The organism is Streptomyces sp. NPDC034099, from assembly GCF_055575415.1.
In genome coordinates, this window is record NZ_JBVISR010000002.1 from 178,479 (window position 1) to 205,388 (window position 26,910).

Consider the following 26,910-nt stretch of genomic DNA (forward strand, 5'->3'; position numbering starts at 1 on the left):
CCGCGCATGGTCAGCGGGCCTTGATGTCGACGATCCGCCACCGGTCGCCGTCGTACCGTGCGGTGACGGTGAGTTGGGCGGCGGCGGTGGTGACCTCGGCGTCGGCCTTGGTGTCGGCCTTGGCCTTGCCGTTGCCCTTGCCTTCGCCGCGGTGGGAGGTCTGGTCGAGGAAGACCAGCAGGCGGGCCCGGTCGCCGTCGAGTTCGATCACTCCGGTGCGGACGGCCCGGGTGCTCAGCGTGACGCGCTGCTCGGTGAGGTCGTCGCGGACCCGGGCGAAGAGGGTCTCGTACTGGCGGGCGGCGCGGCCGTCGAGGACGGTGTTCGCGGAGCGTTCGGCGGCCGCGGTGCCGTCCGGCGTGTAGGAGAAGATCCGGGCGAGGGCGTCGCCGATGTCGCCCGCGACGCGGGTGGTGGCCTCGGTGTCGGTGAGCGCGTGGTTCCGGGCGGACGCCTCGGATCCCAACTGGTGGGCGGCGTAGAAGAATCCGCAGCCGCCGAGGACGAGGACGGCGGCGGTCCCGGCCAGGGCAGCCCTCCGCAGGCGCCCGTTCGACGGGCCCTTCTCGGCGGGCGCGTCCGCGGCGGGCTCCGGCTCGGCGTCCGCGTCCGGGGCGTCCGCGTCCCGGGCCTGCTCGTCCGCCGTGCCGGGCTCCGGTGCGGCGCCCCTGCGCAGCAGCCACGTCGGTGTCATCACCTCTCGCCCTTCCCTTCCGCCACCGGCACGGCGCTCAGCGCCCGTACCTTCCACTCCCCCTCGCCCGTGCGGGCCAGGACCGCCTCCAGGCGTTTGCGGTCGGTGGACGGCTTCTTCGTCCCGGCGGGGGTGACCTGGACGCGTACGGTGGCGATGAGCTTGGCCGTGCCGGACCGCGGGTCGAGCGCGGTGACGGCGGCCTCGGTGACCGTGCCGCGCGCCGAGGTCCCGGCCGCCGCCTCGGTGTCGCCGAGTTCCTCGCGCAGCGGCCCGGTGGAGACGCCGCGCCAGTCCCGGATGCTCCGCTCCGCCCGCTGCCGGGTGGAGGCGTCGAGCGTGGTGAGTACGGCGATGCCGTCCCGCCCGTCGGCGAGCGCCTCGTCCCGCTCCCGGCCGTAGGCGAGCGCGTCGTCGGTGCGGGCCTCTGCGTACGTCCACGCGCCGGTGCCGCAGACGCCGAGGGCCAGCACGAGCCCCGCCCCGGTGAGGATCCCGGCCCGCCTCATCGCGTGCTCCCGGTGGCCGGGGCGAGGAGACCGGTCAGGCCGGCCGGTGCCTCACCGCTCTGTCCGGGCAGGGCGAGCGCGCCGGGGAGGGCCGGGGTGCGCTCCTTGGCCGGAGTGCCGTCTCCGGCCGGGGTTCCGCCGCTGCCCGAGGGCAGGGAACCGGGTGTGGCCGGATCGGGCACCGGGCCGCTCTTCGGGGCGTTGGCCGAGCCGCGCACGTTCTTCCCGCTCGACGCCGGGGCGGTGCAGGCCGCGTCGGTGTTGAGGGCGGGCGCGGTGCCGAGGTCGAGGCCGTTGCGGTAGCGCGTGGCGCCGTAGCCGTCGGTGCAGGGCAGGGGGCTGAAGAAGGTGACGGCCAGACCGAGGTTCAGCCTGCCCCCGTCGACGGCGGTGGCGCCGGCGGCGACGGCCGCCGGGTACTTCACGAGGAGTTCCTCGATGCCGCGCTGCCGGGTGACGGCGACCTCGGAGGTGGTCAGGAGGTTGGCGAGGACGACGCCGAGGCTCGGGTCGAGGTCCCGCAGCAGGCCGCTGACCTGGGTGGCGGCCTCGGGGGTGACCGCGAGCAGGCGGCGCAGGTCGGCGTCGGAGCCCTTGAGCGCGGCGGCCAGGTCCTTGGCGCCGACGGCGAAGTCGCGGATGGCCCGCGCCTCCTGGGCCTGGGTGCGCAGGACGGTCTCGCCGTCGTTGATGAGCAGGGTGGTGGAGGGCAGGGCGCGGTCGGCGGCCTCGACGAAGCCGCTGCCGCTGTCGAGCAGCACCTGGAGGTCGTCGCCGTGTCCTTCGAAGGCCTTGCCGAACTCGTCGACGACCGTGCGCAGGTCCTCCAGCGGGACCGAGCTCACGAGGTCGTCGACGCTGGTGAGGACGTCGGTGACGGGCGCGGGCACCTCGGTGTCGGCCTGTTCGATGCGGGTGCCGTCGGCGAGGTAGGGGGAGCCGTCGCTCTCGGGCCGCAGGTCGATGTACTGCTCGCCGACGGCGGACAGCCCGGCGACCACGGCCCTGGTGTCGGCCGGGATGCGGGGCGCGGACTTCTTGATGCGGAGTTCGGCCACGACGCCCTCCTCGGTGAGGTCGATCGGGCCGACCCGGCCCACCGAGACGCCCCGGTAGGTCACGTCCGAGTGGGTGAAGAGGCCGCCCGTGCGCGGCAGTCGGACGTCCACGGTGTAGTAGTCGGCGACGCCCACGTACCGGCCGAGGTCGGCGTAGCGGATGCCGAGGTAGGACAGGGCGAGGACGGCGACGACGAGGAAGGCGAGGTTCTTCAGCCGTACGGCCAGGGTGATCACTCGCGGTCACCTCCGGACTCGGGCACCGAGGGCAGCGGCAGGGGCGAGGAGGACCGCTTCTTCGCCGGTGTGTCCCCGGGCACGAGCGGCGGGATCACCTGGGTCCCGGGCAGGGCGGTCATGGTCAGGTACGTGTTGAGGTAGTCGCCCTTCACCCCGCTCAGCACCTCGTCGGTGAACGGGTACGTCAGCAGCACCTGGAGCGAGTCGGGCAGGTCCGTGCCCGCGTCGGCCAGGGCCTTCAGCGTCGGCGCCACGGCCTTGAGGTCGGCGATCATGTCGTCCTTGCTCGCGTCGATGGTGGAGACGGCGACGCCGGACAGCGTGTCGAGGGAGCGCAGCATGGTCAGCAGGGAGCCGCGCTGCTGCTCCAGCGTCTTCAGTCCGGGCGAGAGGCCGGTGAGGACGGTGCCGACGTCGTCCTTGCGGGTGGCGAGGGTCGAGGAGAGCCGGTTGACGGCGTCGAGGGCGTCGGTGATGTCTCCGCGGTGGTCGTCGAGGTCGCCCACCAGGGTGTTGACCCGTTTCAGCAGGGAGCGGACCTCGGGTTCGCGGCCGCCGAGCGCGGCGTTGAGTTCCCGGGTGATGGTCTTGAGCTGGTTGACTCCGCCGCCGTTGAGGAGCAGGGACAGCGCGCCGAACACCTCCTCGACCTCGGTGTTGCGGCCGGTGCGGGCGAGCGGGATGACGCTGCCGTCCGTCAGCCGGCCGGTGCCGGTCTCCTTGGCGGGGGCGACGAGCTGGATGTACTTCTCGCCCAGCAGACTGGACTGTTCGAGGCGTGCGGTGGCGTCGGCGGGCAGCCGCACGTCGCCGTTGATCTCCATGGTGACGCGGGCCGACCAGTCGTCCTCGCCGAGTTCGATGCCGGTGATCCGGCCGACGGCGACGTCGTTGACGCGTACGGCGGCGTGCGGGACGAGGCTGAGCACGTCCCGGAGTTCCGCGGTGACGGTGTAGGGGTGGTCGCCGAGGTCGGCGCCGCCCGGCAGCGGCAGGTCCTCGATGCCGTCGAAGCCGCTCGGTACGACGCTCACCCCGCGGAGGGTCAGGGCGAGGGCGAGTCCGAGAGCGGCCAGCGCACCGGCGGCGAGGCCCGCGGCCCGGCCCGCGCCGGTCCTGGGGCGCCTCATCGCCCGGCCCCCTTCTCCGTCTTCTCCGCATCAGCGGCATCGCCGGCCGCCCCGGCCACGGGCAGCGGCAGCAGCGGGCCGCCGCTGCTGATCTCGTTGAGGTTGGCGCGGCCGTCGAGGGTGCGGGTGTCGGGGTTGTAGGCGTTCACGACGTTGCCGGCGGCCAGGGGCGCCACGTCCAGCGCCTCGGCCAGCGAGGCGCGTTGCTCGACCAGGGTCCGGGTGAGGGGGACGAGCCGGTCGACGTTCTTCTTCAGCTCTCCCCGGTTGTCCTCGATGAAGGTCTTGACCTGGCCGAGGGCCTTGCCGAGTTCCTTCAGCGCGCCGGTGAGGTCGTCCTTGTTGTCGGCGAAGAAGCTGACGACGTCGTCCAGGCGTTCCTGCGCGGTGCGCACGTCGGTGTCCTTGTTCTTCAGCATGGTGGTGAAGGTCTGGAGGCTGCTGAGCGTCCTGAACAGGTCGCCGCTGCTGCCGTCGAGGGTCTTGGCCGCCTTGCCGAACTCCTCGACGGTGTCGCCGATGGCCTCGCCGTTGCCGTCGAGGTTGTCGGCGCCGGTCCTCAGCAGTTCGGACAGGGCGCCGTCGGAGTTGGCGCCGTCCGGGCCGAGGGCGTCGCCGAGTTCGGTGATCGAGTCGTAGATCTGGTCGATCTCGACGGGGACGCGGTTGCGGGAGGCGGGCAGGACGGCGCCGTCGGCGAGCGCCGGGCCCTTGCGGTAGGCGGGGGTGAGCTGCACGTAGCGGTCGGCGACGACGCTGGGCGCGACCACGACGGCCCGCGCGTCCTTCGGGACCTTGATCCCCTCGTCCAGGCGGAGGCCGACGCGGACCCTGGTGCCCTCGGGGTCCACCGACTCCACCTCGCCGACCCGTACCCCGAGGACGCGCAGGTCGGACCCGGCGTAGACGCCGATGGCGCGGTCGAAGTAGGCGGTGACGCGGGTGCCGTCGGGTTCGAGGACCCGGGCGGCGATCAGGCCGCCGGCGGCGAGCACCACGAGGGCGAGCACCCCGGTGAGGATCTTTCGGCGTCGGGTCATCACGAACCGCTCCCCTGGGCCGCCGCGGGCTGCTTCGGCGGCAGGCATCCGGTCTCGGGCTGGGAGGTGGCGGGCAGGTAGTCGCGGGGCACGACGCCGCACAGGTAGCTGTCGAACCAGCGGCCGTTGCCCAGGGTGTTGCCGACCAGGCGGTAGTACGGGCCGACCAGCGCGAGGGTCTCGCCGAGCTGGGTGTTGTTCTTCTCCAGGACGCTGGTGACCCGGCCGAGCGCCTTGAGCGTGGGGCCCAGCTGCTTCTCGTTGTCCTTGACGAGGCCGCCGAGTTCGGTGCCGAGGTCCTGGCTGCCCTTGAGCAGGGCGCTGATCGCGGTGCGGCGGTCGCGGAGTTCGCCGAGCAGCGGGCCGCCGTCCTCGATGAGGGTCTCGAAACTGGACTTGTTGTTCTCCAGCGTCTTGGTGAAGTCGGCGCTGCCCTTGAGGAGTTCGGAGAGCTTGGCGTCGCGCTTCGAGATCGACTTCGACAGGTCGGACAGGCCGGTGGCCGCCTTGCGCACGTGCGGCGGGGAGTCCTTGAAGGTGTCGGAGATGGTCTCGAAGCTCTCCGCGAGCCGCCCGGTGTCGATGTCGTCGACGGTGCCGCTGAGGTCCTGGAACGCCTGGGTCACGTCGTACGGGGACGTGGTGCGGGCCAACGGGATGCGGGCGCCCGGGTCCTGGCGGCCGGAGCCGAGCGGGTCGAGCGCCAGGTACTTGTCGCCGAGGACGGTCTTGATGGCGATGGCGGCGGTCGTCCGGTCGCCGAGCCAGGCGTCCTCGACCTCGAAGGTCACCTTGACCTTGGCGCCGTCGAGCGCGACGCCGGTGACCTGGCCGACCTTGACGCCGGCGATGCGCACCTCGTCGCCCTCGTCCAGGCCTGCGGCCTCGGAGAAGTCGGCACTGTAGGCGGTGCCGCCGCCGAACGGCAGCCGGTCGGCGTGGTAGGCGAGGAGGGCGATCAGGGTGAGGACGAGCAGCCCGGCGACGCCGACGGCGACGGGGTTGCGTTCCTTCACCGGCTTCATACGGGGGCGGGGGCGCGTCATCCGCGGCACCTCGATTCGGTGATCGCGATGCCGGTCGGCGGCTTCGAGCCGTCGGAGGTGGTCACTCCGCTCACGCGCGCCTCGCAGAGGTAGAGGTTGAACCACGACCCGTAGGAGGACAGGCGGGCCAGGGCCGTCATCTTGGCGGGGCTCTTCTCCAGGAAGTCCTCGATCTGCGGGGTGTGTTCGCCGAGGTTGGCCGAGAGCCGGCCCAGTTCCCCGATGTCCTTCTTGAGGGGCGCGCGGCCGTCCTCCAGGAGTCCCGCGGTGACGGTGGTCAGGTCGCCCATGGCGGCGACGGCCTCGCCTAGGGGTTTGCGGTCCTGGTTGAAGCCGGTGACGAGCTTCTGGAGGGTGACGACGAGGTCGTCGAAGTCGTCCTCGCGGTCGTTGAGGGTGTCCAGGACGGTGGTGAGGTTCTCGACGACCTGGCCGATCACCTTGTCCTTGGCGGCGACGGTCGTGCCGAGCGAACCGATGTGCCGGATCAGGCTGTCGACGGTGGTGCCCTCGCCCTGGAGCACCTGCACGATCGAGCCGGCGAGTTCGTTGACGTCCTTCGGGGAGAGGCCCTCGAACAGCGGCTTGAAGCCGTTGAAGAGCAGGGTGAGGTCGAGCGCGGGTGTGGTGCGGTCCAGCGGGACGGTGCCGCCCTCCGGGAGGGTGCCGGTGAGGTCGCCGCTGCCGCGGTCGAGGGAGACGTAGCGCTGGCCGACCATGTTGAGGTACTTCACGGCGGCGGTGGTCGACCGGGGCAGCCTGCGGTCGTCGCGGACGGTGAAGGTGACCTGCGCGGTGCGCCGGTGCACCACGCGGACGTCGGTGACCTCGCCGACCGTCACCCCGGAGATCCGCACGCTGTCGCCGTCGGTGAGCCCGGTGACGTCGGTGAACAGGGCCTTGTAGGTGCTGGTGCCGCTGCCGGAGTCGACACTGGTGCCGGCGACACTCAGGCCGAGCACCGTGGTGGCGAGGGCGGTGACCACCACGAAGACGAGGGACTTGACCAGCGGTCCGGTCAGCGGGCGGCGCCGGGTGTGCGCGTGGTCGGCGCCGGTCATCCGAGGGTCACCTCCGTCCCGCGGTAGACGGGGCCGACGAGCAGGCTGCTCCAGTCGGGCAGGTCGCCGGGGCTCTTCTCGGCGGCGGGGGCGAGGAGTTCGTTGACGAGGTCGTTCTCCTGCGGGGAGTTGGCGGGCCCGAGGTCCTGCTCGGCCGCGGGGGCGGCGGCCCGCGCGGCGGGCTTGGGCAGGGCGCCGAGGTAGGGCACGGAGGGGCAGCGGGGCCCGCCGCCGGCGTCGTACACCGGGGTGTCGCGGCCGGGCCGGTAGGCCCCGCGCGAGGCGACGCTGGTGACGTCGACGTGGATGCCGGGCCGGTCGGTGCCCTTGCCGAGCGCCTTGTCCATGGCCGGCACGAAGTCGGCGAGGGTGCGCAGGGTGCAGGGGAAGGCCGAGGAGTACTCGGCGAGCAGCTCCAGGGTGGGGCGGCTGGTGTCGCCGAGCCGGATGATGTTGTCCTTGTTCTTGCGCAGGAAGGCCGTCACGTCCTCGGCCGTCCCGGTCGTGGCGCCGAGGGTGGCGGCGAGTTCCGCCTCCTGCTCGGCGAGGGTGCCGCTGGTGGTGGTGAAGTCGGTGAGCGCCGTGATGATGTCGGGCGCGGCGTCCGCGTAGACATGGCTGACCTTCACGAGTTCCTTGAGGTCACGGTTGAGGGCGGGCAGGTTCGGGTTGAACTCCTCCAGGTGCCGGTCCAGCAGGGTGAGCGTGTCGCCGAGCCGTTCCCCGCGGCCTTCCAGGGCCTGCGAGACGGCGGACAGGGTCGCGGAGAGCTTCTGCGGCTGGACGGCGGTGAGCATCGGCAGGACGTCGTCGAGCACCTGCTGGAGTTCGATGGCGTTCGCGGACCGGTCCTGGGGGACGACGGCCCCGGCGGCCAGGGGTTCGGGCGAGGGGTCCGCGGGCGGTACGAGGGCCACGAACCGCTCGCCGAACAGGGTGGTGGGCAGCATCTGCGCGCGGACGTCGGACGGTACGTCGTCCAGCGCGCCGGGCTTCATGGCGAGGGTGAGCCGGGCGCCGTCGCCGGTGGCGTGGATGGCGCGGACCTCGCCGACGACGACGCCGCGCAGTTTCACCTCGGCGCCCGGGTGCATCTGGTTGCCGGCGCTGCCCGTCTCGACGACCACGGGGTCGGAGTCGGTGAACTCCTTGTCGTAGACGGCGACGGCCAGCCAGATCAGCAGGGCGGGCACCAGTACGAACACCACTCCGGCCAGCCGGTGGCGCAGCCTCTGGCCGCGTGCTCCTCTCGGTCCGCGCATCTCACCCCGCCACCTTCACGGTCGTGGTCGCGCCCCACAGGGCCAGCGACAGGAAGAAGTCGGTGACGCTGATCAGCACGATGGCGTTGCGCACGGACCGGCCGACGGCGACACCGACGCCGGCCGGTCCGCCGGAGGCGCGGTAGCCGTAGTAGCAGTGGGCGACGATCACCATCACGCTGAAGATCAGCACCTTCAGTACGGAGAGCAGCACGTCCGTCGGGGAGAGGAAGAGGTTGAAGTAGTGGTCGTACGTGCCCCGGGACTGCCCGTTGAACAGGACGGTCACGTAGCGGGAGGCGAGGAAGGAGGAGAGCAGCCCGATGGCGTAGAGCGGGACGATGGCGACGACGCCGGCGATGATGCGGGTGGTGACGAGGTAGGGCATGGAGCGGATGCCCATGCCCTCCAGCGCGTCGACCTCCTCGTTGATGCGCATGGCGCCGAGCTGCGCGGTGAAGCCGGCCCCGACGGTGGCGGAGAGGGCGAGTCCGGCGACGAGCGGTGCGATCTCGCGGGTGTTGAAGTAGGCGGAGACGAATCCGGTGAACGCGGCCGTGCCGATCTGGTCGAGGGCCGCGTAGCCCTGGAGTCCGACGACGGTCCCGGTGAAGAGCGTCATCGCGATCATCACACCGATGGTGCCGCCGATGACGCCCAGGCCGCCGGAGCCGAAGGCCACCTCGGCCAGCAGGCGCTGCACCTCCTTGAGGTAGCGGCGCAGGGTCCGCGGGATCCACAGCAGGGCCCGGACGTAGAAGAGGAGTTGGTCGCCGGAGCGGTCGAGCCAGACGAGCGGGGAGGCCATCGGACCTCAGCCTCCCTTCGGCGGGACGATCTGGAGGTAGACGGCCGTCATCACCATGTTGACGAAGAAGAGCAGCAGGAACGTGATGACGACGGACTGGTTGACGGCGTCGCCGACGCCCTTGGGGCCGCCGCGCGGGTTGAGTCCCCGGTAGGCGGCGACGATGCCCGCGATGAACCCGAAGACCAGCGCCTTGAGTTCGCTGACGTAGAGGTCGGGCAGCTGGGCCAGGGCGGAGAAGCTGGAGAGGTAGGCGCCGGGAGTGCCGCCCTGCATGATGACGTTGAAGAAGTAGCCGCCGAGGATGCCGACGACGGAGACCAGGCCGTTGAGCAGGACGGCGACGCCCATGGCGGCCAGGACCCGGGGCACGACCAGCCGCTGCACGGGCGAGACGCCCATGACCTCCATGGCGTCGAGTTCCTCGCGGATCTTGCGGGAGCCGAGGTCGGCGCAGATGGCCGAGCCGCCGGCGCCGGCGATGAGCAGGGCGACGATGAGCGGGCTGGCCTGCTGGACGACGGCGAGGACACTGGCGCCGCCGGTGAACGACTGGGCGCCCAGCTGCTCGGTCAGGGAGCCGACCTGGAGGGCGATGACGGCGCCGAAGGGGATCGAGACCAGGGCGGCGGGCAGGATGGTCACGCTCGCGACGAACCAGAACTGCTCGACGAACTCGCGGAACTGGAAGGGTCTTCGGAAGACGGCTCGGACGACTTCGGCGGCGAGCGCGAAGAGCCTGCCGGTCTGCCGCAGGGCGCCGGTGATCACGCGCCGCTCCCGGCGGCGGGCATCGGCAGGGTGGCCGCCCCGGCGTTCTTGGCGTAGGTGTCCCGGATGGCGGAGCGGGCCGCTGGGGGCAGCGTGTCGATCATGCCCATGACACGCTCACGCCGGCGGGCGACGGCCCGGCGCGGCGGCAGGCCCGGCGAGGGCTCCAGCTGCGGCACGATGACCCGGGGCCCGTCGGGCACGGCGGGGGCGGCCTTCGCCTCGGCGGCGAGGGTGGCCGCGTCCTTCTCCTCGGACATCCCGATGGGTCCCTCGCGCCGGCCGCCCAGGAACTGGGCGACGACGGGCTCGTCGCTGGTGAGCAGCACCTCGCGCGGGCCGAAGGTGACGAGTTCGCGCAGGAAGAGCATCCCCATGTTGTCGGGCACGGTGGCGGCGATGTCGAGGTTGTGGGTGACGATCAGCATCGTCGCGTCGAGCTGTGCGTTCAGGTCGATCAGCAGCTGGGAGATGTAGGCGGTGCGGACCGGGTCGAGCCCGGAGTCCGGTTCGTCGCACAGGATGATCTGCGGGTCGAGGACGAGCGCGCGGGCCAGTCCGGCCCGTTTGCGCATGCCTCCGCTGATCTCTCCCGGAAGTTTCCCCTCCGCGCCCAGCAGCCCGACGACCTCGATCCGCTCCATGACGATGCGGCGGATCTCGGACTCCTTCTTGCGGGTGTGTTCGCGCAGCGGGAAGGCGATATTGTCGAAAAGCGACATGGAGCCGAAGAGGGCGCCGTCCTGAAACATGAGACCGAACAGTTTACGGGTCTCGTAGATGTCTCTTTCCGGACTGTTCACCATGTCCACCCCGTTGATGAGGACACGGCCCTTCTCGGGTTTGAGCAGCCCTATGAGCGACTTCAGGAAAACGGTCTTACCGGTTCCGGACGGGCCCAGCATCACGCTGACCTCCCCGGCCGGAAGAGTGAGTGACACGTCCCGCCAGATGCTCTGCTTACCGAAGGACTTGGTCAGGCCCTCGACCACTACTTCGATTCCCATATCACCTCCAGCGGACGCCAATCGGATACGCGCTGCGGGCCCGCACGTTAAGTCGGTACGGAGCGCACTGACAACGGGTGCGGCACGGATCACCGGCGCCCCGGTGGAACTTGTCACCGCGCAGACAACCCGCCCGCCCCGCTTTTGTCTCCGGGGAGACAGGGCAGGGTCTCGCGGTTCCGGGGGGTGTGGATCCCGCGGGACCCCGCCGGCGGACGCCCGGGCCCGACAGGAGGTGGGGCCCGCACGCGTCCGCCATGGCTCCGGCCGACGGGGGCCACCGACCTGGAACCGAGCACCGCACCGGCACGTTACGGCCGAGTAACCTCGGCGGGCAACACCGGAATCGGAGTTTTCCGGGATACCGACTCCGGCCATCCGGAACCTGTCAGCGGGGACACAAAAACCACTCGGGAACTTGTCATCGGGTGAGTACGGGAACCCCGGCGCGTGCGACGGTGGCGACGCGGGAGCGGTGCAAGCCGATCACTTCGACCTTGGCAGCAGGTGACTAAGAGGAATCGCGATTCACTCACCCCGGAAACAGCTTGTTCCACTTTTCAAAGAATCATGGACGACCGCATTGTTCGGCTATGTTTCCGGCGAGTAACGTCACGGCGCAATGCAGGTCAACCCTCAAGGAGACCGAGTCATGAAGAAGAGCATCAGAAGGTCCGCCCTCGTGGTGTGTGCGGCCGCGTCGGCACTCGGCCTCGCCGCCGTCCCGTCCTCGGCGGTGCCCTCCACGGTGTGGACGGTCAACCCCTCGCCGGCCGCCTTCAAGGCCGTGAACGTCGGCAACATCGTGCTGACCGCCACCATCCCCATGACGTGCACGACCTCGAACGCGGCCGGGACGATGGCGAGCGCCACCGGCAACCCCGGCGACGTCGCCGACATCACCACCATGAACTTCGGTGCGTCCGGCTCGCCGTGCACCAGCGTCCTGGGCAACGTCACCACCACGTCGGTCACCCCGTGGGACGTCATCGCGCTGGACTACAACGCCTCCACCGGTGTCACCAAGGGCTACGTCGGCAACGTCAAGGCCAACGTGACCGCCGGCGCCTGCAAGTTCACGGTGACGGGCAAGGCGTCGGGCACGTACACCAACTCCACCGGCGTGCTGGCGATCAACAGCACCGCCGGTGAACTGGTGGTCACCAACCCCGTCAACTGCGGGGCGATCGTCACGACCGCCACCAAGCCCACCTTCAAGGGCAACTACGCCGTCAAGGTGGCCAGCACGGGCGCCATTCCGACCATCGTCGGCTCCAACCCGTAGACCGCCGACCAGCCCGTCCGCCCGGCCGGCACCCCGGCCGGGCGTTCGCGGGCCCGTGCCGCGCCCGAGAAGACACGGCCTCCCGTCCGAGCCATCCGAGCGGAGTCGCATGCAAGCCAAGCCAGCCGCCGCCCCGCGGCCGCCCCGGGCCCGTGCCCGGACCACGTCGATCGCCGCGTTCGTGGTGCTCGCCGCCCTGGTCCCGACCGCGGCCTCCGCCTCGGGCACCCAGGAGGTCGAGGCCGAGCTCCCCTACGTCTGCACCCTCCCCTCGGGGCACGTGCCCGCGACGGTGCGGATCACGGCGGACTTCCCGCAACGGGCCGGGGCGGGCGAGGCGTTCACTCCGTCCGACGTCACCACCACCGTGGAGCTCCCGGCCCAGGCGGTGGCGGACCTCACCGCGCGCGACGCGGCCGAGGTGCGGGCGGCCACCCGGCTCGCCGTCGGCGTCGCCCAGAACACGGCCACGGCGACGGCGACCTGGCGGGGCGGCTCCGAGCCGGTCGCGCTGCCCGAGTCGGGCCCGCTGACGCTGACCACGACGGGCGACGTCCCCTCCGTGGCCGGCCGGAGCGACGGCGACCTGACGTTCTCCGCGGGCGCCCTCGCGATCGACCTGGCGCTCGGGGCGGCCGACCCGGCCACCGCGGACCCCGGCTCGCTGACCGTCGACTGCGCCCTCGCCGAGGACGCGCCCGGCCGGGGACTGCTGGCGACCGTACCGGTCGGCGCGGGCGAGCCGGCACCGAGCGGTTCGCCGTCCGCGCCGGGACCGGCCGAAACCTCCGGGGCGCCGGACGACGGGCAGCCGGACGGACCGGCGGACCGGCAGCCGGAGCGGCAGTCCGAGAGGTCGCCGAAGGTGCTGGAGAACACCCCCGGCACCGCCGTGGACCGCGAGGACGTCCCGCCGTGCCGCTACGACGAGCGGCACCCGCCCACCTCGAAGTCGCTCAACGCCTACATCACCGGCTACACCAACGTGCGGAAGCAGAAGGCCGCCTCGTACCTGCCGCCGTCCTGCATGCTGATCGAACAGGGCGACCCCGTGGCGGGTCCCCCCGACCCGGAAGCCCTCATCTTCGACACCGTGTCGTGGGGCGACTTCAGTTACCGGGGGCGCAAGCAGACACCGCCGTTCCGGAGCACCTTCCTGTCCTTCGACTTCGTTCCGGTGACCGCCACCATGGTGCTGGAGCAGACCGGCCCCGTCAGGATCGACTCACGTCTGAAGCTGTACCTCCTCGAGGGTCTGACGACCATGGACACCTACGTCCGGGCTCCGTTGGTCCTTCATGTGACCTCCCTCGAGGTCAACGGGACACCTCTGGACGTCGGTCCGGGGTGCCGGACCGAGAAGTCCCTCACCTCCGCCGACCCGGACCCCGCGAACTTCCCCGGTGACCACCTGGTGCTGTTCGGACGCGGCGAGCAGGTCACCGGCCAGCCCGCCACCGGCTACCAGCTCACCTCCGGCGGTGTGCTGTCCGGCGAGGCGACCGTCCCGGCCTTCACCGGCTGCGGCACCGACGGCGAGGACCTCGACCGGTTGCTCACCGCCTCCGTCTCCGGCCCCGGCAACTACATCAAGCAGGTCCAAGGGCAGACGTGCGCAGTCATGAACGTCAACCCGCTGGAGTGCACCGAGGACCTCCAGCCCGCCCAGATCCCCGTCGCCGAGCGCTGATCCGGCGCCGCGCTCCCGCCCCTCCCACCTCCACGGAAGGCCACCACCATGCCCCCGATCTCCACCCGTACCCGGCTCGCCACCGTGTCCGCGCTGACCGCGCTCGGCGCCTTCGCCTCGCTGGGCACGGCGACCGCGGCGGACCCCGCGCTGAACGGCGAGTGGGCCCCCTTCACCCGCTGTCCCGTGGACGCCCCGGCGATGCTGGCGGCCGACGGCTTCGAGAAGACCCCGCAGTGCGTGGTGTCCACCTCGGCGAGCGGCTCCATCAAGCTGGGCGACACCGTCGTGACGACCGGCAGGACCAACCTCCAGATGGGCGTCGTGCAGAACGCGGACGGCACCAGCAGCGTGGTCGCCCCCGCCTCCGGCGCGCTGGTCGCCGAGCCCGCCACCGTGCCCGGCGGACTGCTCGGCCTGATGTGCCCCAGCGACATATTCGTGATCACGGGGATCTGCAAGTCGCTGGAGAACTCCAGCCTCAACAAGATCACCGCGACCATGGAGTCGGTCGGCGCGCCCTACGCCTTCGACCAGACCGCGGGTGTCCTCACCGACCTGCCGATCGTCGCCCTGCCGGTCCGCATCCACCTGGAGAACCCGCTGCTCGGCGACAAGTGCTACATCGGGACGGCCGCCCACCCGATCGTGCTGCGCCCGGAGAACCGCACCTACCCCGAGTTCGGCATGACCTTCTTCCAGGGCGACGGCACCGAGGACCCGGCCGGCGAGATGAGCCGGATCAACCTCACCGGCGCCACCCAGAACGACAGCACCTTCGCGGTGCCCGGCGCCACCGGCTGCGGCCTGAACGTCGGTCTGATCAACGCCGCGGTGAACGCGAAGACCGGGCTGCCCTCCGCCGCCGGGAACAACAGCCTCACCCTCAACGACACCCGGACCCACCTCACCGGCCTCAACGCGCCCGGCACCGTCGTCCCCGACGCCGGCAAGGTTCTCTCGAAGAACTGGCACTCGGCCGCCAACTAGGGGTCGTGCACACGCGGTTGGCGACGTACACAACCGTGACACGATTCCTCCCCAAGAGATGTACAACACAACAAAGTTGATTTACCGTCTGCTTGCCAGACCGGTGAACGCCTTGGACCGGTCCAGGCTCCGCCCGCCGAGGGCGGGGCCCGGTCGGCCCATCCCCACCGGACATGTCGACGGCAAGGGATCACTCATGCCCTCAAGCGCGCGTCCCTCGGTGCTCGGTGAACCGCTCGACCCCCTCCCCAAGAAGTTCGCGGCCTTCATGCGCCCGCTGCTTCCCGGGCTGCTGAACGAGATACGCACCGAGGTCACCCGCAGCTACCCGGTGTACGGCAGGCTGCTCAACGGCCCGGACGGGGACGCGATCCGCCAGGGCGTCGAACAGGCGCTGACCGCCTTCGTGGACCGGGTGGCCGACCCCTCCAGCAGCTCGGAGCTGCGGGACGAACTGCTGCGCAGGTTCGGCCGGGTGGAGGCGTACGAGGGCCGCGACCTGGAGGTCCTGCAGGGCGCCTACCGGCTCGGCGCCCGCATCGCGCTGCGCCGGGCCAAGACACTGGGCCGGCAGTACAGCCTCTCCCCCTCGCTGATCCTCGCCTTCGCCGACGCGCTCTTCGCGTACGTCGAGGAACTGGAGGCGATCACCCGCGAGGGGTACGCGGAGGTCCGGGAGCGGGCCGCCTCCGAGGAGTCCGCGTTACGAAGACAGTTACTGCACTTCCTCCTGGCCGCCTCCCCGCTGCCCCGCACGGCCGTCTCCGAACTGTGCAAGGCCGCCGCCTGGGAGCTGCCCCGCTCGTGTTTCCTCGTCGCCCTGCGGTCCCCGGCACCGGACCACATCCAGGCGGGACTCGACCGGGACGTCCTCGCCGACCTGGACATCCCCCAGCCGCACCTGCTCGTGCCCGGCGACCTCACGCCCGCCCGCCTGGACATGCTCCGCACCGCCCTGACCGGCACCCGCGCCGCGCTGGGCCTGACGGTACCGATCACCCAGGCCGCCGACTCCGTCCGCTGGGCCCGCCGCGTGCTGCAGCTCGTTGACGACGATGTCATATCCGACGTCCCGCTGATCCGCTGCGAGGACCACCTGACGACCCTGTGGCTGCTGTCCGACTCCGCCCTGGTCGACCGGATCGCCGCCCGTGAACTGGCCCCGCTCGACGCGTTGCCGGCCAGGCGGCGCGACCGGCTGGTCGAGACCCTGCGCGTGCACGTGTCCACCCGGGCGCCCGCGGAGCAGGTCGGCGAGATGCTGGGCGTGCACGCGCAGACCGTCCGCTACCGCCTGCGGACCCTGGACACCTACCTGGGCGACCGGCTCGCCGACCCCGACCACCGCTTCGCCATCGAGGTGGCCCTCCGCTCGCTGCACCTGCGGGGCCACGACGACGCGCAGTGATGCCCGGGGCCGGGGTGCGGGCCCGTACCGGCGTGCGGCTCAGTACGCCACGGGCCAGCCGCTGCTCCAGTCCAGGAGGTTGATGCCGAGCTTGGGCGTCCCGTTGTCGTTGCCGTCGTAGTAGTGGTAGACGATCAGGTCGCCGTCCACGTCGTTCATGATCGACTGGCCGCCGGGTCCGATGACGCTGCCGTGCGACTCCAGGACCGGCGTCCCGCCGTTGTCCATCATCGGTACGCCGTTGCGGTCGCGGTAGGGCCCGGTGACGCTCGTCGCCCGGCCGACCTTGACCTTGTAGGTGGAGCTGGTGCCGTCGCAGCAGACGTCGTACGAGGCGAAGAGGTAGTAGTACCCGTTCCGCTTGACGACGTACGGGGCCTCGACGGCCTTCGTGCCCGTGGGGCGGGAGGCGAGGGAGCGGCGGGCGGTGTCGGAGGCGAGCTGCTTGCCGGTGGCCGGGTCGACGCGGATCATCTTGATGCCGGTCCACCAACTGCCGAAGGACAGCCACCACGTGCCGTCGTCGTCGACGAAGAGGTTCGGGTCGATGGCGTTGTAGTCGCTGGCGGCGTTCGAGGTGTAGACGATGCCCCGGTCGCTCCAGCTGCCCGGCGCCCCGGTGGTGGAGACCGCGAGCCCGATGGCGGAGGTGTTCACGCCGAAGGACGAGACGGAGTAGTACATCAGGTACGTGCCGCCGTGGTACGAGATGTCCGGCGCCCAGGCCTCGGGGACGTCGGAGTACTGCGACCACCAGGCGGGCCGGGAGCCGAAGGCGTCCGCCCCGGCGGAGAAGGCGGTGCGGTCCGAGGACGCCTTGCTGCTGATGCCGCCGCCGGTGGCGTAGAGCCGGTACTGCCCGGACGAGGTGCGGATCATCGTCGGGTCGTGCGTGACGACGGAGCCGGTGACCCGGCCGGGGTTCGGATAGGCCGACGCCGTGGAGGGGACGAGGGCGAGCAGGGCGGCGGCGGGGAGAGCGAGGAGTGCGGTTCTTGTGCGCAGGCGGCTCATGGATGGCGCTCCTGTTCTGTTGCGTTCCACTGATTGTTCGCGATTTCGAACATTGGTCGCCTCTTCGGACGGGAACGTAGAGTCGATGCCCTTGCGCGTCAATGCTCTGAGCGGCGACGGTGGCCAACGTCCGGAAAACGCCGGGTTTCACAGGTGACCGGCGTATGAATGCGAACAGGCGAATCGCCGGACCCGCGCTCCCTCGCACCGCGGCCCCGCCACCATGGCCTCCCGTGTCACCGTCCTGAGGGGGAGCCGGGCGTGAGTATGTCCTGGGGTTCCGTGGCCGCCGTGCTGGGCCTGGCCGTGCCCGTCGTGGCCGCGCTGTGGGAGTTCGTGCTGGCGGGCCGCAAACGGCTCGGCTACCGCGTCCAGTTGGACACCACGATCCGGGACTCGGCCGCCTCGGGGCCCGACACCACGGTGCTGCAGCGCATGCAGTGGGACGGTACGAACCTGCGCGACCCCTCGGTCGTGCTGCTGCGGATCGAGAACGCCGGCTGGAGCCCCGTGGTGGCCGGCGACTACGTCGCTCCCGCCAGCGACCCCGTGGGCATACGCATCGCCTTCCCCGGCCGCCGCGTGGTCGGCATGACCGTCACCGAGCGCAGTGCCCAGGTGCCGCCCTCGTTCTTCGTGCCGGGCGCCGAGGGGTTCGAGACCACGGGCCGGGAGATCAGACTGCCCAAGGTGATCCTCAACCGCAGGGCGCACTACAAGGTCCTGGCGGTCCTGGACCGTGAAGAAGGCTTCACCGAGCCCGAGTTCCCCGAGCCGGAGGTCACCGCGGGGGTCGTCGGCGGGGTGCGCGGCGGGAACATCAAGAAGACCGCGTACTACCCGTTCGCCTCGCGGCAGGTCCGGTGGCTGCTCGCCTCGCTCATCCTGGTCAGCGCCACCCAGTCGGGGTTCACCCTGGCCGGGAGCGACGGCGCGGCCGCGCCGCTGGACTGCGCCGCCGGGACCCTGCACCTGTCGGGTTCCACGGCCTTCGCGCCGGTGCTGCGCGAGGCCGCGAGGCAGTACGAGCGGACCTGCCCCGACGCCCGCATCCCGCTGACCGCGACCTCGTTCAAGGGCAGCGTCGACGGGCTCGACACCCTCGCCGCGGCCGGTGCGGGCGCCCGGCTCCCGGACGGCCGGGGCCTGGGCGACCGACTGTCGTTCAGCGACGGACCGAAGTCCGACGGCCGCCCGCGGCTGCTGCCCCGGCCCGTCGCGCTGTCCCTGTTCACCCTGGTCGTGCACGAGGACGCGGGGGTCGAGGACCTGTCCCTGAAGCAGGTACGGGACATCTACGCCGGGAACATCACCAACTGGAGCCAGGTCAAGGGCAACGACGTACCCGTTCACCTGGTCAGCCGGAACCCCGGCTCGGGCACCCGCACCACGCTCGAACGGCAGGTCCTCGACGGCCGCCCCCTGCCGGCGGTCACCACGCCCGACTGCGCGGGCCTCGACCGCGGCCGGCCGGGCCGCTGCGAGGTGGGCGGCACCGGGACGCTGCTGGACACGGTGGCCGCCACCCCCGGGGCCCTGGGGCACAGCGAGGTCGGCGCCGCCGCCGCGCACGACGACGTCCGGCAGATCCGCATCGACGGCTTTCCGGCCACCCTGCAGGGCGCCGACGAGGGGGCGTACCCGTACTGGCAGACGGAGATCGCCTACACCTACGGCGAACCGCCGGCCGACTCGATCGCGGCGGGTTTCCTGCGCTACCTCGCCAACGAGGTCGGCAAGGACGTCATCCGCTCCAAGGGCCACCGCCCCTGCGCCGAGCTGGACAAGCCGCTGCTGTGCCGGCCGGACGGTTCACCCGCCGCGAGGTGACACCGGGCGCTCCCTACGGGTTCTCCCAGGCCGCCGGTTCCGCCGCCAGCTCCCGCACCGGGTCAGGCAGCGCGTCCGCCGCGAGGTCCGCGATCGTCACGCCCTCCAGGATCCTGCGCACGTTGGCGCGCAGCGCCACCCACAGCGGCAGCAGCGGCCCCGCCGTGCCCGTGTACACCAGCCCCGTCGGCCGCTCCCCGCGCACGGAGACGATCGGGCCGTCCACCGCCCGGATCACGTCCGCCACCGTGATGGCCGCAGCCTCGCGCGCCAGCCGGTACCCGCCGCCCCCGCCGCGCCGGCTCGCCACGACGCCGCCGCGCCTGAGGTCCCCGAGGATCCCCTCCAGAAATTTGTGCGGAATGTCCTGCGCGGCGGCCACGTCCTCCGCCTTGACCGGGGAATCGTCCTGCCGGACCGCCAGTTCCAGTACCGCCCGTACCGCGTAGTCCGCACGCGCCGAGATCCTCATGCCGACCATTGTGGCGCGCGCTGGGACAATGGCCCGGCACAGGCGTCCCGGGCGACCGACGGGACCAGAGGTACGCGCGCAACAGGAGAGGCTCCCTTGGAGCTCAGCAGGCCCAGCAAGCTCGGCAGACGAGCGTTCAGCGCCCTCGCGGGCACCACCGTCCTCGGTCTCGCACTCGGCGGCAGCGTGAGCAGTGCGGCGCTGTCCGCCTCCGGCGCTCCGGGCCCGGTGCCCACCGGGCCGCCGCCCGGCCCGCCCGGCGCCGACGGCCGGCGCCACCGGATCGCCCTGGACCGGTACTCCCTGCTGGTGGACGGCAGACGGCTGGCCCTGTGGTCCGGCGAGCTGCACCCCTTCCGGCTGCCGAGCCCGTCCCTGTGGCGGGACGTGCTCCAGAAGATGCGGGCGTACGGCCACAACGCGGTCAGCGTGCGCCTGGCCTGGAACCAGCACTCCCCCGCCCCCGGCCGGTACGACTTCACCGGCGTCCGCGACCTCGACCTGTTCCTGCGCACGGCCGCCGAGTGCGGTCTGTACGTCGTCCTGCACCCCGGCCCGTACATCGGCGCCGACGTGGACGCCGGGGGCCTGCCCGGCTGGCTGACGACGGCCGGGGGGCGGGCCAGGACCACCGATCCCGCCTACCTGCGCCACGCCGACGAGTGGCTGGGCCGGGTCAACGCGATCGCCGCCCGGCACCAGTTCACCCGGGGCACCGGCACGGTGCTGCTCTACCGGGCGGACGCCCCCGAGCGCGCCGACCTGGACCACCTGCGGGAGCGGCTCCGCACCGACGGCGTCGAGGTGCCGCTGCTGCACGCCGGCTCGCCAATGGCCTGGCAGGAGCCGGAGCCGGCCCGGGACGCCGCCGAGGCGCGGCGGGCCCACTTCGACCGCCTGGCGCGGGGGAGCACGCTGCACAACGTCCGCATGGCGTTCGGCGGCACCTCGTGGGGATGGCTGCCCGCGCCGTCGGCGCCCTCCCCGACGTACGACCCCACCGCGGCGATCGACGAGGCACGGCGGCCGACGGCCAAGCTCGCGCCGCTCCACCAGCTCGGCCACCTCCTGCGGCACGTACCGGACTTCACGCGGATGACCGAGGCGCCGGCGGTCCGGGCAGCGGACCCCCGGCTCCGGGTGCGGCACCTGGCCAATCCGGACACCGGCGCGCACGCCTACGTCCTGCGCAACGACTCCGCGGCCGACGTCACCTCGACGCTGCCGATGGGCGGGAGGGACGTGGAGGTCACCGTCCCCGCCCGGGACGCCAAGCTGCTCGCCACCGGCCTCCGCCTGGGCGCGGGGCGCGAGCTCGCGTACGCCACCGTGCAGCCCATGCTGTCGCTGAGCGTCGGGAAGCTGGACATCGCCGCGTTCGTGGGGCGGGCCGGCGAGATGGCGCACCTGGTCCTGGACTGCCCGGACGAACCGTGGCCGACCCGGCTGGACGAGGAGGCGGCCTGGACCTTCGACGACGGCAAGCTGCACGTGATGGTGCCGCTGAAGGAGGACCGCCTGACCCGGGTGCGGGTGCGCAGCGGCGAGACCGACCGCACCCTGCTCCTCCTCTTCGCCGACGACGCCGCCTCGCTGCGGCTGTGGCCGTACGAGACCCCGTCGGGCCGGGTCCTGGTACGCGGCCCCGAGCTGCTGCGCGAGGCCGCGCTGGACGGTGCCGTGATCCGGCTGACCGGTGACACGGTCGACGAGCGCGAGCTGGAGGTGTGGGCGCCGCCCGGCATCACCGACGTCACCTGGAACGGCGCGCCGGTCCAGTCGGGCCTGGGCCGCGCCCAGAGCCTGATGACCGTGTGGCCGCTGCCCGGGGTGCCCGACCTGGTCCTGCCCGCGCTCGACGGCTGGCGGCGGCGCACGGAGAACTTCGAGTCGCGGCCCGACTACGGCGACGAGGGTTGGACGGTCGCCGACCGGCGCACGTCGCACGGCACGACCCCGGTCCCCGACGGGCAGCCGGTGCTCTTCGCCGACGACTACGGCTTCCACTACGGCGACGTCTGGTACCGCGGCCGCCTCACCGGCGCCTCGGGCCTGGAGTCGGTGTCCCTGTCGTACCGGACCGGCGCCCACGGCCTGCTGATGGCCTGGCTGGACGGGGAGCCGCTGGGCAGCCACCGGCCGGGCGGGGCGGGCGACGGGAAGGGCACCTGGACGGCCACGGCGGACTTCCGGCTGCCGCGGCCCCTGCGCGCGCGGAACGGCGAGGACGGTGGAGCCGTCCTGTCCGTCCTGGTCCGGCGCACGCAGCACGAGCAGGACGCGTACCGGTCGGCCCGCGGGCTGGCGTCGGCCCGCTTCGAGGGCGCCTCGCCCGACGTGCGCTGGCGGATCATGGGCGCGCCAGCCCCCGACCCGGTGCGCGGGCCGCTCAACACCGGCGGCCTGTACGGCGAACGCCACGGCTGGCACCTGCCCGGGTACGACGACGGCGCCTGGGAGCCGGTGTCCCCGGCGGCCGCCCGGGACGAGGACCGGCGCCAGGGCGTGACCTGGTACCGGACCACGTTCCGCCTGGACGTCCCGCCGGAGACCGACGCCTCGGTCGGCTTGGTCCTCGACGGCGTCCCGGACCGCGACGTACGCGTCCAGGTCTTCCTGAACGGCTGGAACATGGGCGCGCACGTGGGCGGCCGCGAGGGCGCCCCGCACGCCTTCGTCCTGCCGAACGGCATCCTGCGCACCCGCGCCGCCGCCAACACCCTGGCCCTCGCGGTCCTGTCCGGCGCCGACTCACCGCCGGGCCCCGGCCCGGTCCGCCTGGAGCTGCTGGGCAGCGCGGCCGGAGGAGTACCGGTGAGGCCCGTCGCCTCCCCGGGCCGGCGCCGCGGTTGATCCGGGTCCGGCTCAGCGCAGCCGGATCACGTTCCAGGACAGCGGTTCCAGGGCGGCGGTGAGCCTGCCGTCGCTCAGGGCCGTGCCGTCCACCGGGTGCGGGACGACCCGCTCGGGCTCGGCGAGGGTGTTGCGGGCGTCGGGGTCGGCGTCCGCGAGGGCGCTGTGCTCGACGACCTCCGTCAGCTCCAGGCCGCTCAGGGCGACCTCCAGCGGGAGGGCCTCGGTGCGGGAGCGGTTGACGGCGAAGACGGTGACCGTACCGTCCTCGGCGCGCACGGCGGTGGCGTGCAGGAGGTCGGCCTCGCCGTACTTCGCCGTCTCGTAGGTCGGGGAGTCCACCCGGACGTCGAGGACCTCGCCGCGGCCGTACTTCGAGGCCTGGGAGAAGGGGAAGAACGTCGTCTGGCGCCAGGCCGGGCCGCCGGGCTCGGTCATGATCGGGGCGATGACGTTGACGAGCTGGGCGAGGCAGGCGACGGTGACGCGGTCGGCGTGCCGGAGCAGGGCGATCAGGAGCGAGCCGAAGACGACCGCGTCCATGACGCTGTAGTTGTCCTCCAGCAGGCGCGGCGCCTCCGGCCAGTCCAGGGCACTCACCTGGGCCTCGGTCCGGCTCATGTACCAGACGTTCCACTCGTCGAAGGAGAGGTTGATCCGCTTCTTCGACTTGAGGCGGGCGCCGACGTGGTCGCAGGTGGCGACGACGTTCTCGATGAACGACTCCATGTCGACGGCGGAGGCGAGGAAGGAGTCGACGTCGCCGTCGTGCGGTTCGTAGTAGGCGTGCAGGGAGATGTGGTCGACCAGGTCGTAGGTCTCCTTGAGGACCGTCGCCTCCCAGGCGGCGAAGGTGTCCATGGCCTGGCTCGACGACCCGCAGGCGACCAGTTCGATCTCGGGGTCGATCTGGCGCATGGCGCGGGCGGTCTCGGCGGCGACGCGGCCGTATTCCTCGGCGGTCTTGTGGCCGGTCTGCCAGGGGCCGTCCATCTCGTTGCCGAGGCACCAGAGCCTGATGCCGAAGGGGTCCTTGTCGCCGTGCTCGGCGCGCAGGTCGGACAGGGCCGTGCCGGCGGGGTGGTTGGCGTACTCCTGGAGTTCCAGGGCCTCGGCGACGCCGCGGGTGCCGAGGTTGACCGCCATCATGGGCTCGGCCTGGGGGCCGATCTTCTTCAGGAAGGCGATGTACTCGGACAGGCCGAAGCGGTTGGTCTCGGTGGAGCGCCAGGCCAGGTCCAGGCGGCGCGGACGGTCCTCCACCGGGCCGACGGAGTCCTCCCACTTGTAGCCGGAGACGAAGTTGCCGCCGGGGTAGCGGACGGCCGTGACGCCGAGTTCCCTGACCAGCTCCAGCACGTCCTGGCGCAGGCCCTCGGCGTCCGCGGTGGGGTGGCCGGGTTCGAAGACGCCGGTGTACACGCAGCGTCCGAGGTGTTCGACGAAGGAGCCGAAGAGGCGGGGGTTGACGGCGCCGACGGTGAAGGCGGGGTCGAGGGTGAAGCGGGCGGTGCGCATCTTTTCCTTTCGGGGGGTGACGTGTCGGCGTACGGGGCGCGCTACTGGCCGGCCAGGCCCGTGTGCGCCACGCCCGCCACGATCTGGCGCTGGAAGAAGACGAAGACGATGATCAGCGGCAGGCCGGCCATCAGGCCGCCGGCCATGAGCTGGGCCCACTGGATGCCGTAGGAGTTCATGACGGTCGCGATGCCGTTCGGCATGGTCATCAGGTCGGGGTTGTTGGTGACCATGTAGGGCCACAGGAAGTTGTTCCAGGAGCTGATGAAGGTGAAGATGCCGACCGCCGCGAGCGAGGGGCGGGAGAGCGGCACGATGATCGTGAAGAAGACGCGCCAGCGGCCGGCGCCGTCGATGAAGGCGGCCTCCTCCAGCTCGCGCGGGATGCCCTGGAAGAACTTGTAGAGGATGTAGACCATGGCGGCGGGCGCGCACTGCGGCAGGATCATGCCCCAGTAGGTGTCGACCATCCCCATCTGCTGGACGCTGGTGAACAGCGGGACGCCGAGCACGGCCGGGGAGACCATGAGGCCCGTCATCACCACGCCCATCAGGACGCCCTTGCCCCGGAACTCGGTGCGGGCGAAGCCGTATCCGGCGAGCGCGGCGACCAGCAGCACGATCGCCGTCACGCAGACCGACACGACCAGCGAGTTGACGAACCAGTTGGTGATGTTGCCGGTCTCGAAGAGGGCCTTCCAGGCCTGGCCGGTCCAGTCCTCGGGCAGCCAGTGCGTGGGCACCTCGACCGCCTCGGTCTCCGACTTGAGCGAGGTGAACAGGGCCCAGGCGAGCGGGGCGAGGAACACCGCGGCGACGGCGGTGCCGAGCAGGGTGAGCACGATCTGGGCGGGCGTCCAGGCCCTGCGCGGCCTGGTGGTCCGGGTCGTCTGCGCCGTGGCGGTGGTCATCGGCCGCCCTCCTCACGGTTGCGCAGCAGCCACATCCGGGCGAGGGCGACGGCCGCGATGAGCACGAAGAAGATGATGGAGATCGCGGAGGCGTAGCCCACGCGGTAGCTGGTGAAGCCCTGTTCGAGCGTGTACTGCACGAAGGTGCGGGTCGAGTCCTCCGGGCCGGGGCCGAAGTCCTGCATCACGACGGCCTGGTCGAAGACCTGGAGGGAGGCGAGGATCTGCAGGGCGAGGACGAGGCCGGTGATGTTGCGCAGCATCGGCAGGGTGATGTGGACCGTGCGGTGCCAGGCGTTCGCGCCGTCCAGCTTGGCGGCCTCGTAGAGGTGGGCGGGGATGCCCTGGAGCGCGGCGAGGTAGAGCAGGAAGCTGAAGCCGACGGTCCACCACAGGGTGGTGATGACGACCGCGAGCATGGCGTACGCCTTGTCGGTCAGCCAGGGCGTGTCGAGGCCGAAGACGTGGTTGACCATGCCGGTGCCGGGGTTGAACAGCCACTGCCAGAGGTTGCCGGCGACGGTGGACGGCAGCAGGAACGGCAGGAAGAAGCAGAGCCGCCACAGCCACTTGCCGCGCTCGATGTGGTGGGCCAGCATCGCGAGGAGGAAGGCGAGGACGGTGATGCAGGGCACGACGAGCAGCGTGAAGTACGCGCTGTGGCCGAGCGCGTCCCACATCAGCGGGTCCTTCAGGGCCTCGCGGTAGTTGTCGAGGCCGATGAAGCTCGCGCTGTCGCCGGAGATGTTGGCGTCGGTGAAGCTGAGGTAGAGGCCGCGCAGCAGCGGCCAGATCACGAAGAGCGCGAAGAGGGCGAGGAACGGGGCGACGAACCAGCCGCCGTGCTGGAAGCCCTGCCCGCGGCGGACGCCGGCGCTGTCGGCGGCGGTCTTCGCACGCGCCGGGCGGATGATCGTTTCGGCGCTGGTGGCGGTCATGCGGCGCTGCCTCCCTGTGCGGCGGTGCGGCCGTCCATGGGGTTCTTCATGGCGAGCAGTTCGGTGAGCGTGCCCTTCATCTGGCGGGCGGCGGCCTCGGGCGCCGCCGAGCCCGTCGTCGAGGAGACGACGACCGGGCCGACCCGCTGGGCGAGGATGCCGGTGGACCCGGCGAACCACACCTTGGGCTCGGTGGCCTGGTGGTCCATGGCCGAGACGTACTCGTTCTGCGGCTGGAGCTTCTTGTACGCGGCCGTGGACAGGGTCGGCGTGTAGGCGGGGATGTGCCCGCCGGCCGCCCACTGCCGGGCGTGCTTGACGACGTAGGCGGCGAGCCGGTGCGCGCCCTCGTTGGTGGCGCCGCCGCGGCCGGCCTGGTGCGGCAGGACGAAGGAGTGGGACTCGGCGTGGGTGGCCCGCTTGCCGAAGACGGGCGGCAGCGGGGTGGCGCCGTAGTCGAGCTTCGCGGTGTCGAAGACCGGCACGGACCAGTTGCCCTCCCAGGCGAACGGGGAGCCGTTGACGAACTGTTCGGCGCCCGCGTTGCCGCCGAAGGCGGGGTTGGCGTAGCCGTCGGCGACGTGCTTGCGCAGGAACTCCAGGACCTGGGCGGCCTTGTCGGTGTCGAAGGTGACCTCGGTCTTGGCGTCGTTGAACCAGGTGCCGCCGAGCTGGGTGTAGAAGGCGACGAAGAACCACCACTGGAAGTTCTGGTCGTTGTGCCACAGCCCGATGGTCTGCAGCCCCTTCGCGGTGGCCTTCCTGGCCTCCTTGAGCACGTCGAACCACTCGTCGGTGGAGGTGACGGGCACCATCCGGCCGTCCTCGCCGAGCAGGCCCGCCTTCTTCAGCACGTCCTTGCGGTAGAAGCAGAGCTGGACGTGGATGTCGAGCGGCAGCGCGTAGAGCTTGCCGTCGATGACGGCGCGCTTCCACAGCTCGGGGTTGAAGTCCTCCTTGCGCACGCCGTACTTGGCGAGCAGTGCGGGGTCCCAGGGGTCGAGGAGGCGGCCGGGCGAGAAGCCGGTGACGCGGCCGAGGTGCATGACACCGAGGTCGGGCGCGCGGTTGCCGGCGGCGGCCATGGCGAGCTTGGTGTAGAAGGGGCTGCCCCACTGGAGGGTGGAGTCCTTCACGTCGATGCCGGGGTTGTCCTTACGGAAGGAGTCCAGCATCGCGATCATGTTGTAGCCGTCGCCGCCGCTGAAGAGGTTCCAGTAGCGGACCCGGGTGTCCGCGCCGGAGGCGAGCGCGTCGGCGCCGGTGCCGAGTGCCGCGAAGCCGAAGCTGCCCGCGACCGTCAGACCGCCGGCCGCGGCCAGAAAGTGCCTGCGATTCAGGCCAGGTCGTCCCATGCCCTGCCCCATCTGTCGTC

Annotated in this window: 23 protein-coding genes; 6 read left to right on the top strand and 17 right to left on the bottom strand. The window is 71.7% G+C overall.

The window, feature by feature from the left end; translation table 11 throughout:
- Window positions 1–10: 10 nt before the first annotated feature.
- The 11 genes from ACZ56V_RS05920 to ACZ56V_RS05970 are packed head-to-tail and all read right to left on the bottom strand — an operon-like array spanning window position 11 to window position 10,626.
- Window positions 11–694, bottom strand: coding sequence for a hypothetical protein (locus ACZ56V_RS05920; protein WP_468940445.1), 684 nt, complete (start codon window positions 692–694; stop codon window positions 11–13).
- Window positions 694–1,203: a hypothetical protein gene (locus tag ACZ56V_RS05925; RefSeq protein WP_467377877.1), complete on the bottom strand. Its 510-nt coding sequence runs from the start codon at window positions 1,201–1,203 to the stop codon at window positions 694–696. The genes ACZ56V_RS05920 and ACZ56V_RS05925 overlap by 1 nt, the downstream gene beginning before the upstream one ends.
- Window positions 1,200–2,498 (bottom strand): MlaD family protein, encoded by a 1,299-nt coding sequence (locus ACZ56V_RS05930; RefSeq protein ID WP_468939636.1) that lies wholly within the window; start codon window positions 2,496–2,498, stop codon window positions 1,200–1,202. Before ACZ56V_RS05930 ends, ACZ56V_RS05925 begins: the two co-directional genes overlap by 4 nt.
- The gene (locus ACZ56V_RS05935) at window positions 2,495–3,631 is read right to left on the bottom strand and encodes an MCE family protein (protein ID WP_468939639.1); all 1,137 of its coding nucleotides are present in this window, start codon (window positions 3,629–3,631) and stop codon (window positions 2,495–2,497) included. The genes ACZ56V_RS05930 and ACZ56V_RS05935 overlap by 4 nt, the downstream gene beginning before the upstream one ends.
- Window positions 3,628–4,671, bottom strand: coding sequence for an MCE family protein (locus tag ACZ56V_RS05940; protein ID WP_468939642.1), 1,044 nt, complete (start codon window positions 4,669–4,671; stop codon window positions 3,628–3,630). Before ACZ56V_RS05940 ends, ACZ56V_RS05935 begins: the two co-directional genes overlap by 4 nt.
- Complete coding sequence (locus tag ACZ56V_RS05945) at window positions 4,671–5,717, bottom strand: MCE family protein (protein ID WP_398914221.1); 1,047 nt, start codon at window positions 5,715–5,717, stop codon at window positions 4,671–4,673. The genes ACZ56V_RS05940 and ACZ56V_RS05945 overlap by 1 nt, the downstream gene beginning before the upstream one ends.
- Entirely contained in the window at window positions 5,714–6,778 is a 1,065-nt protein-coding gene (locus ACZ56V_RS05950; protein WP_398914222.1) for an MCE family protein, read from the bottom strand. The genes ACZ56V_RS05945 and ACZ56V_RS05950 overlap by 4 nt, the downstream gene beginning before the upstream one ends.
- The gene (locus tag ACZ56V_RS05955; protein WP_398914224.1) at window positions 6,775–8,040 is read right to left on the bottom strand and encodes an MCE family protein; all 1,266 of its coding nucleotides are present in this window, start codon (window positions 8,038–8,040) and stop codon (window positions 6,775–6,777) included. The genes ACZ56V_RS05950 and ACZ56V_RS05955 overlap by 4 nt, the downstream gene beginning before the upstream one ends.
- A gap of 1 nt (window position 8,041) precedes the next feature.
- Window positions 8,042–8,848 carry an MlaE family ABC transporter permease gene (locus ACZ56V_RS05960; protein ID WP_031044788.1) on the bottom strand — a complete coding sequence of 269 codons (807 nt, stop codon included), beginning with the start codon at window positions 8,846–8,848 and terminating at the stop codon, window positions 8,042–8,044.
- Window positions 8,849–8,854: 6 nt separating this feature from the next.
- Window positions 8,855–9,619 carry an MlaE family ABC transporter permease gene (locus tag ACZ56V_RS05965; RefSeq protein WP_059299236.1) on the bottom strand — a complete coding sequence of 255 codons (765 nt, stop codon included), beginning with the start codon at window positions 9,617–9,619 and terminating at the stop codon, window positions 8,855–8,857.
- Window positions 9,616–10,626, bottom strand: a complete 1,011-nt coding sequence (locus ACZ56V_RS05970) for an ABC transporter ATP-binding protein (protein WP_468939648.1) — start codon at window positions 10,624–10,626, stop codon at window positions 9,616–9,618. The genes ACZ56V_RS05965 and ACZ56V_RS05970 overlap by 4 nt, the downstream gene beginning before the upstream one ends.
- A gap of 652 nt (window positions 10,627–11,278) precedes the next feature.
- On the opposite strand from ACZ56V_RS05970, the gene ACZ56V_RS05975 reads away from it, so the two are divergent.
- The 4 genes from ACZ56V_RS05975 (at window position 11,279) to ACZ56V_RS05990 (ending at window position 15,999) form a co-directional block, all read left to right on the top strand.
- Window positions 11,279–11,911 (top strand): hypothetical protein, encoded by a 633-nt coding sequence (locus ACZ56V_RS05975; RefSeq protein WP_356371359.1) that lies wholly within the window; start codon window positions 11,279–11,281, stop codon window positions 11,909–11,911.
- Between the two features lie 109 nt (window positions 11,912–12,020).
- Window positions 12,021–13,601, top strand: coding sequence for a DUF6801 domain-containing protein (locus ACZ56V_RS05980; RefSeq protein ID WP_468939652.1), 1,581 nt, complete (start codon window positions 12,021–12,023; stop codon window positions 13,599–13,601).
- Between the two features lie 48 nt (window positions 13,602–13,649).
- Window positions 13,650–14,591 carry a hypothetical protein gene (locus ACZ56V_RS05985; RefSeq protein WP_467377896.1) on the top strand — a complete coding sequence of 314 codons (942 nt, stop codon included), beginning with the start codon at window positions 13,650–13,652 and terminating at the stop codon, window positions 14,589–14,591.
- A gap of 196 nt (window positions 14,592–14,787) precedes the next feature.
- Window positions 14,788–15,999, top strand: coding sequence for a PucR-like N-terminal domain-containing protein (locus ACZ56V_RS05990; protein ID WP_398914233.1), 1,212 nt, complete (start codon window positions 14,788–14,790; stop codon window positions 15,997–15,999).
- Window positions 16,000–16,038: 39 nt separating this feature from the next.
- Here ACZ56V_RS05990 and ACZ56V_RS05995 read toward each other — a convergent pair whose 3' ends face one another.
- A complete protein-coding gene (locus tag ACZ56V_RS05995; protein ID WP_468939657.1) occupies window positions 16,039–17,013 on the bottom strand; it encodes an arabinan endo-1,5-alpha-L-arabinosidase in 975 nt (324 codons plus the stop codon).
- A 267-nt stretch (window positions 17,014–17,280) separates the two neighbouring features.
- On the opposite strand from ACZ56V_RS05995, the gene ACZ56V_RS06000 reads away from it, so the two are divergent.
- Window positions 17,281–18,843, top strand: coding sequence for a substrate-binding domain-containing protein (locus tag ACZ56V_RS06000; protein WP_468940447.1), 1,563 nt, complete (start codon window positions 17,281–17,283; stop codon window positions 18,841–18,843).
- Window positions 18,844–18,856: 13 nt separating this feature from the next.
- Here the strand turns inward: ACZ56V_RS06000 and ACZ56V_RS06005 are convergent, their stop codons facing one another.
- A complete protein-coding gene (locus ACZ56V_RS06005) occupies window positions 18,857–19,315 on the bottom strand; it encodes an RrF2 family transcriptional regulator (protein WP_104635272.1) in 459 nt (152 codons plus the stop codon).
- A gap of 96 nt (window positions 19,316–19,411) precedes the next feature.
- Between ACZ56V_RS06005 and ACZ56V_RS06010 the strand changes: the two genes are divergently transcribed.
- Complete coding sequence (locus ACZ56V_RS06010; RefSeq protein WP_468939660.1) at window positions 19,412–22,168, top strand: beta-galactosidase; 2,757 nt, start codon at window positions 19,412–19,414, stop codon at window positions 22,166–22,168.
- Between the two features lie 12 nt (window positions 22,169–22,180).
- Here ACZ56V_RS06010 and arfA read toward each other — a convergent pair whose 3' ends face one another.
- The 4 genes from arfA to ACZ56V_RS06030 are packed head-to-tail and all read right to left on the bottom strand — an operon-like array spanning window position 22,181 to window position 26,890.
- Complete coding sequence (gene arfA / locus ACZ56V_RS06015) at window positions 22,181–23,686, bottom strand: arabinosylfuranosidase ArfA (RefSeq protein WP_467377902.1); 1,506 nt, start codon at window positions 23,684–23,686, stop codon at window positions 22,181–22,183.
- A gap of 41 nt (window positions 23,687–23,727) precedes the next feature.
- On the bottom strand, window positions 23,728–24,597 hold the full coding sequence (locus tag ACZ56V_RS06020; RefSeq protein ID WP_398914246.1) for a carbohydrate ABC transporter permease: 870 nt from the start codon (window positions 24,595–24,597) through the stop codon (window positions 23,728–23,730).
- Window positions 24,594–25,535, bottom strand: a complete 942-nt coding sequence (locus ACZ56V_RS06025) for a carbohydrate ABC transporter permease (RefSeq protein WP_467377904.1) — start codon at window positions 25,533–25,535, stop codon at window positions 24,594–24,596. Before ACZ56V_RS06025 ends, ACZ56V_RS06020 begins: the two co-directional genes overlap by 4 nt.
- Window positions 25,532–26,890 carry an extracellular solute-binding protein gene (locus ACZ56V_RS06030; RefSeq protein ID WP_468939664.1) on the bottom strand — a complete coding sequence of 453 codons (1,359 nt, stop codon included), beginning with the start codon at window positions 26,888–26,890 and terminating at the stop codon, window positions 25,532–25,534. The genes ACZ56V_RS06025 and ACZ56V_RS06030 overlap by 4 nt, the downstream gene beginning before the upstream one ends.
- Window positions 26,891–26,910: the final 20 nt, after the last annotated feature.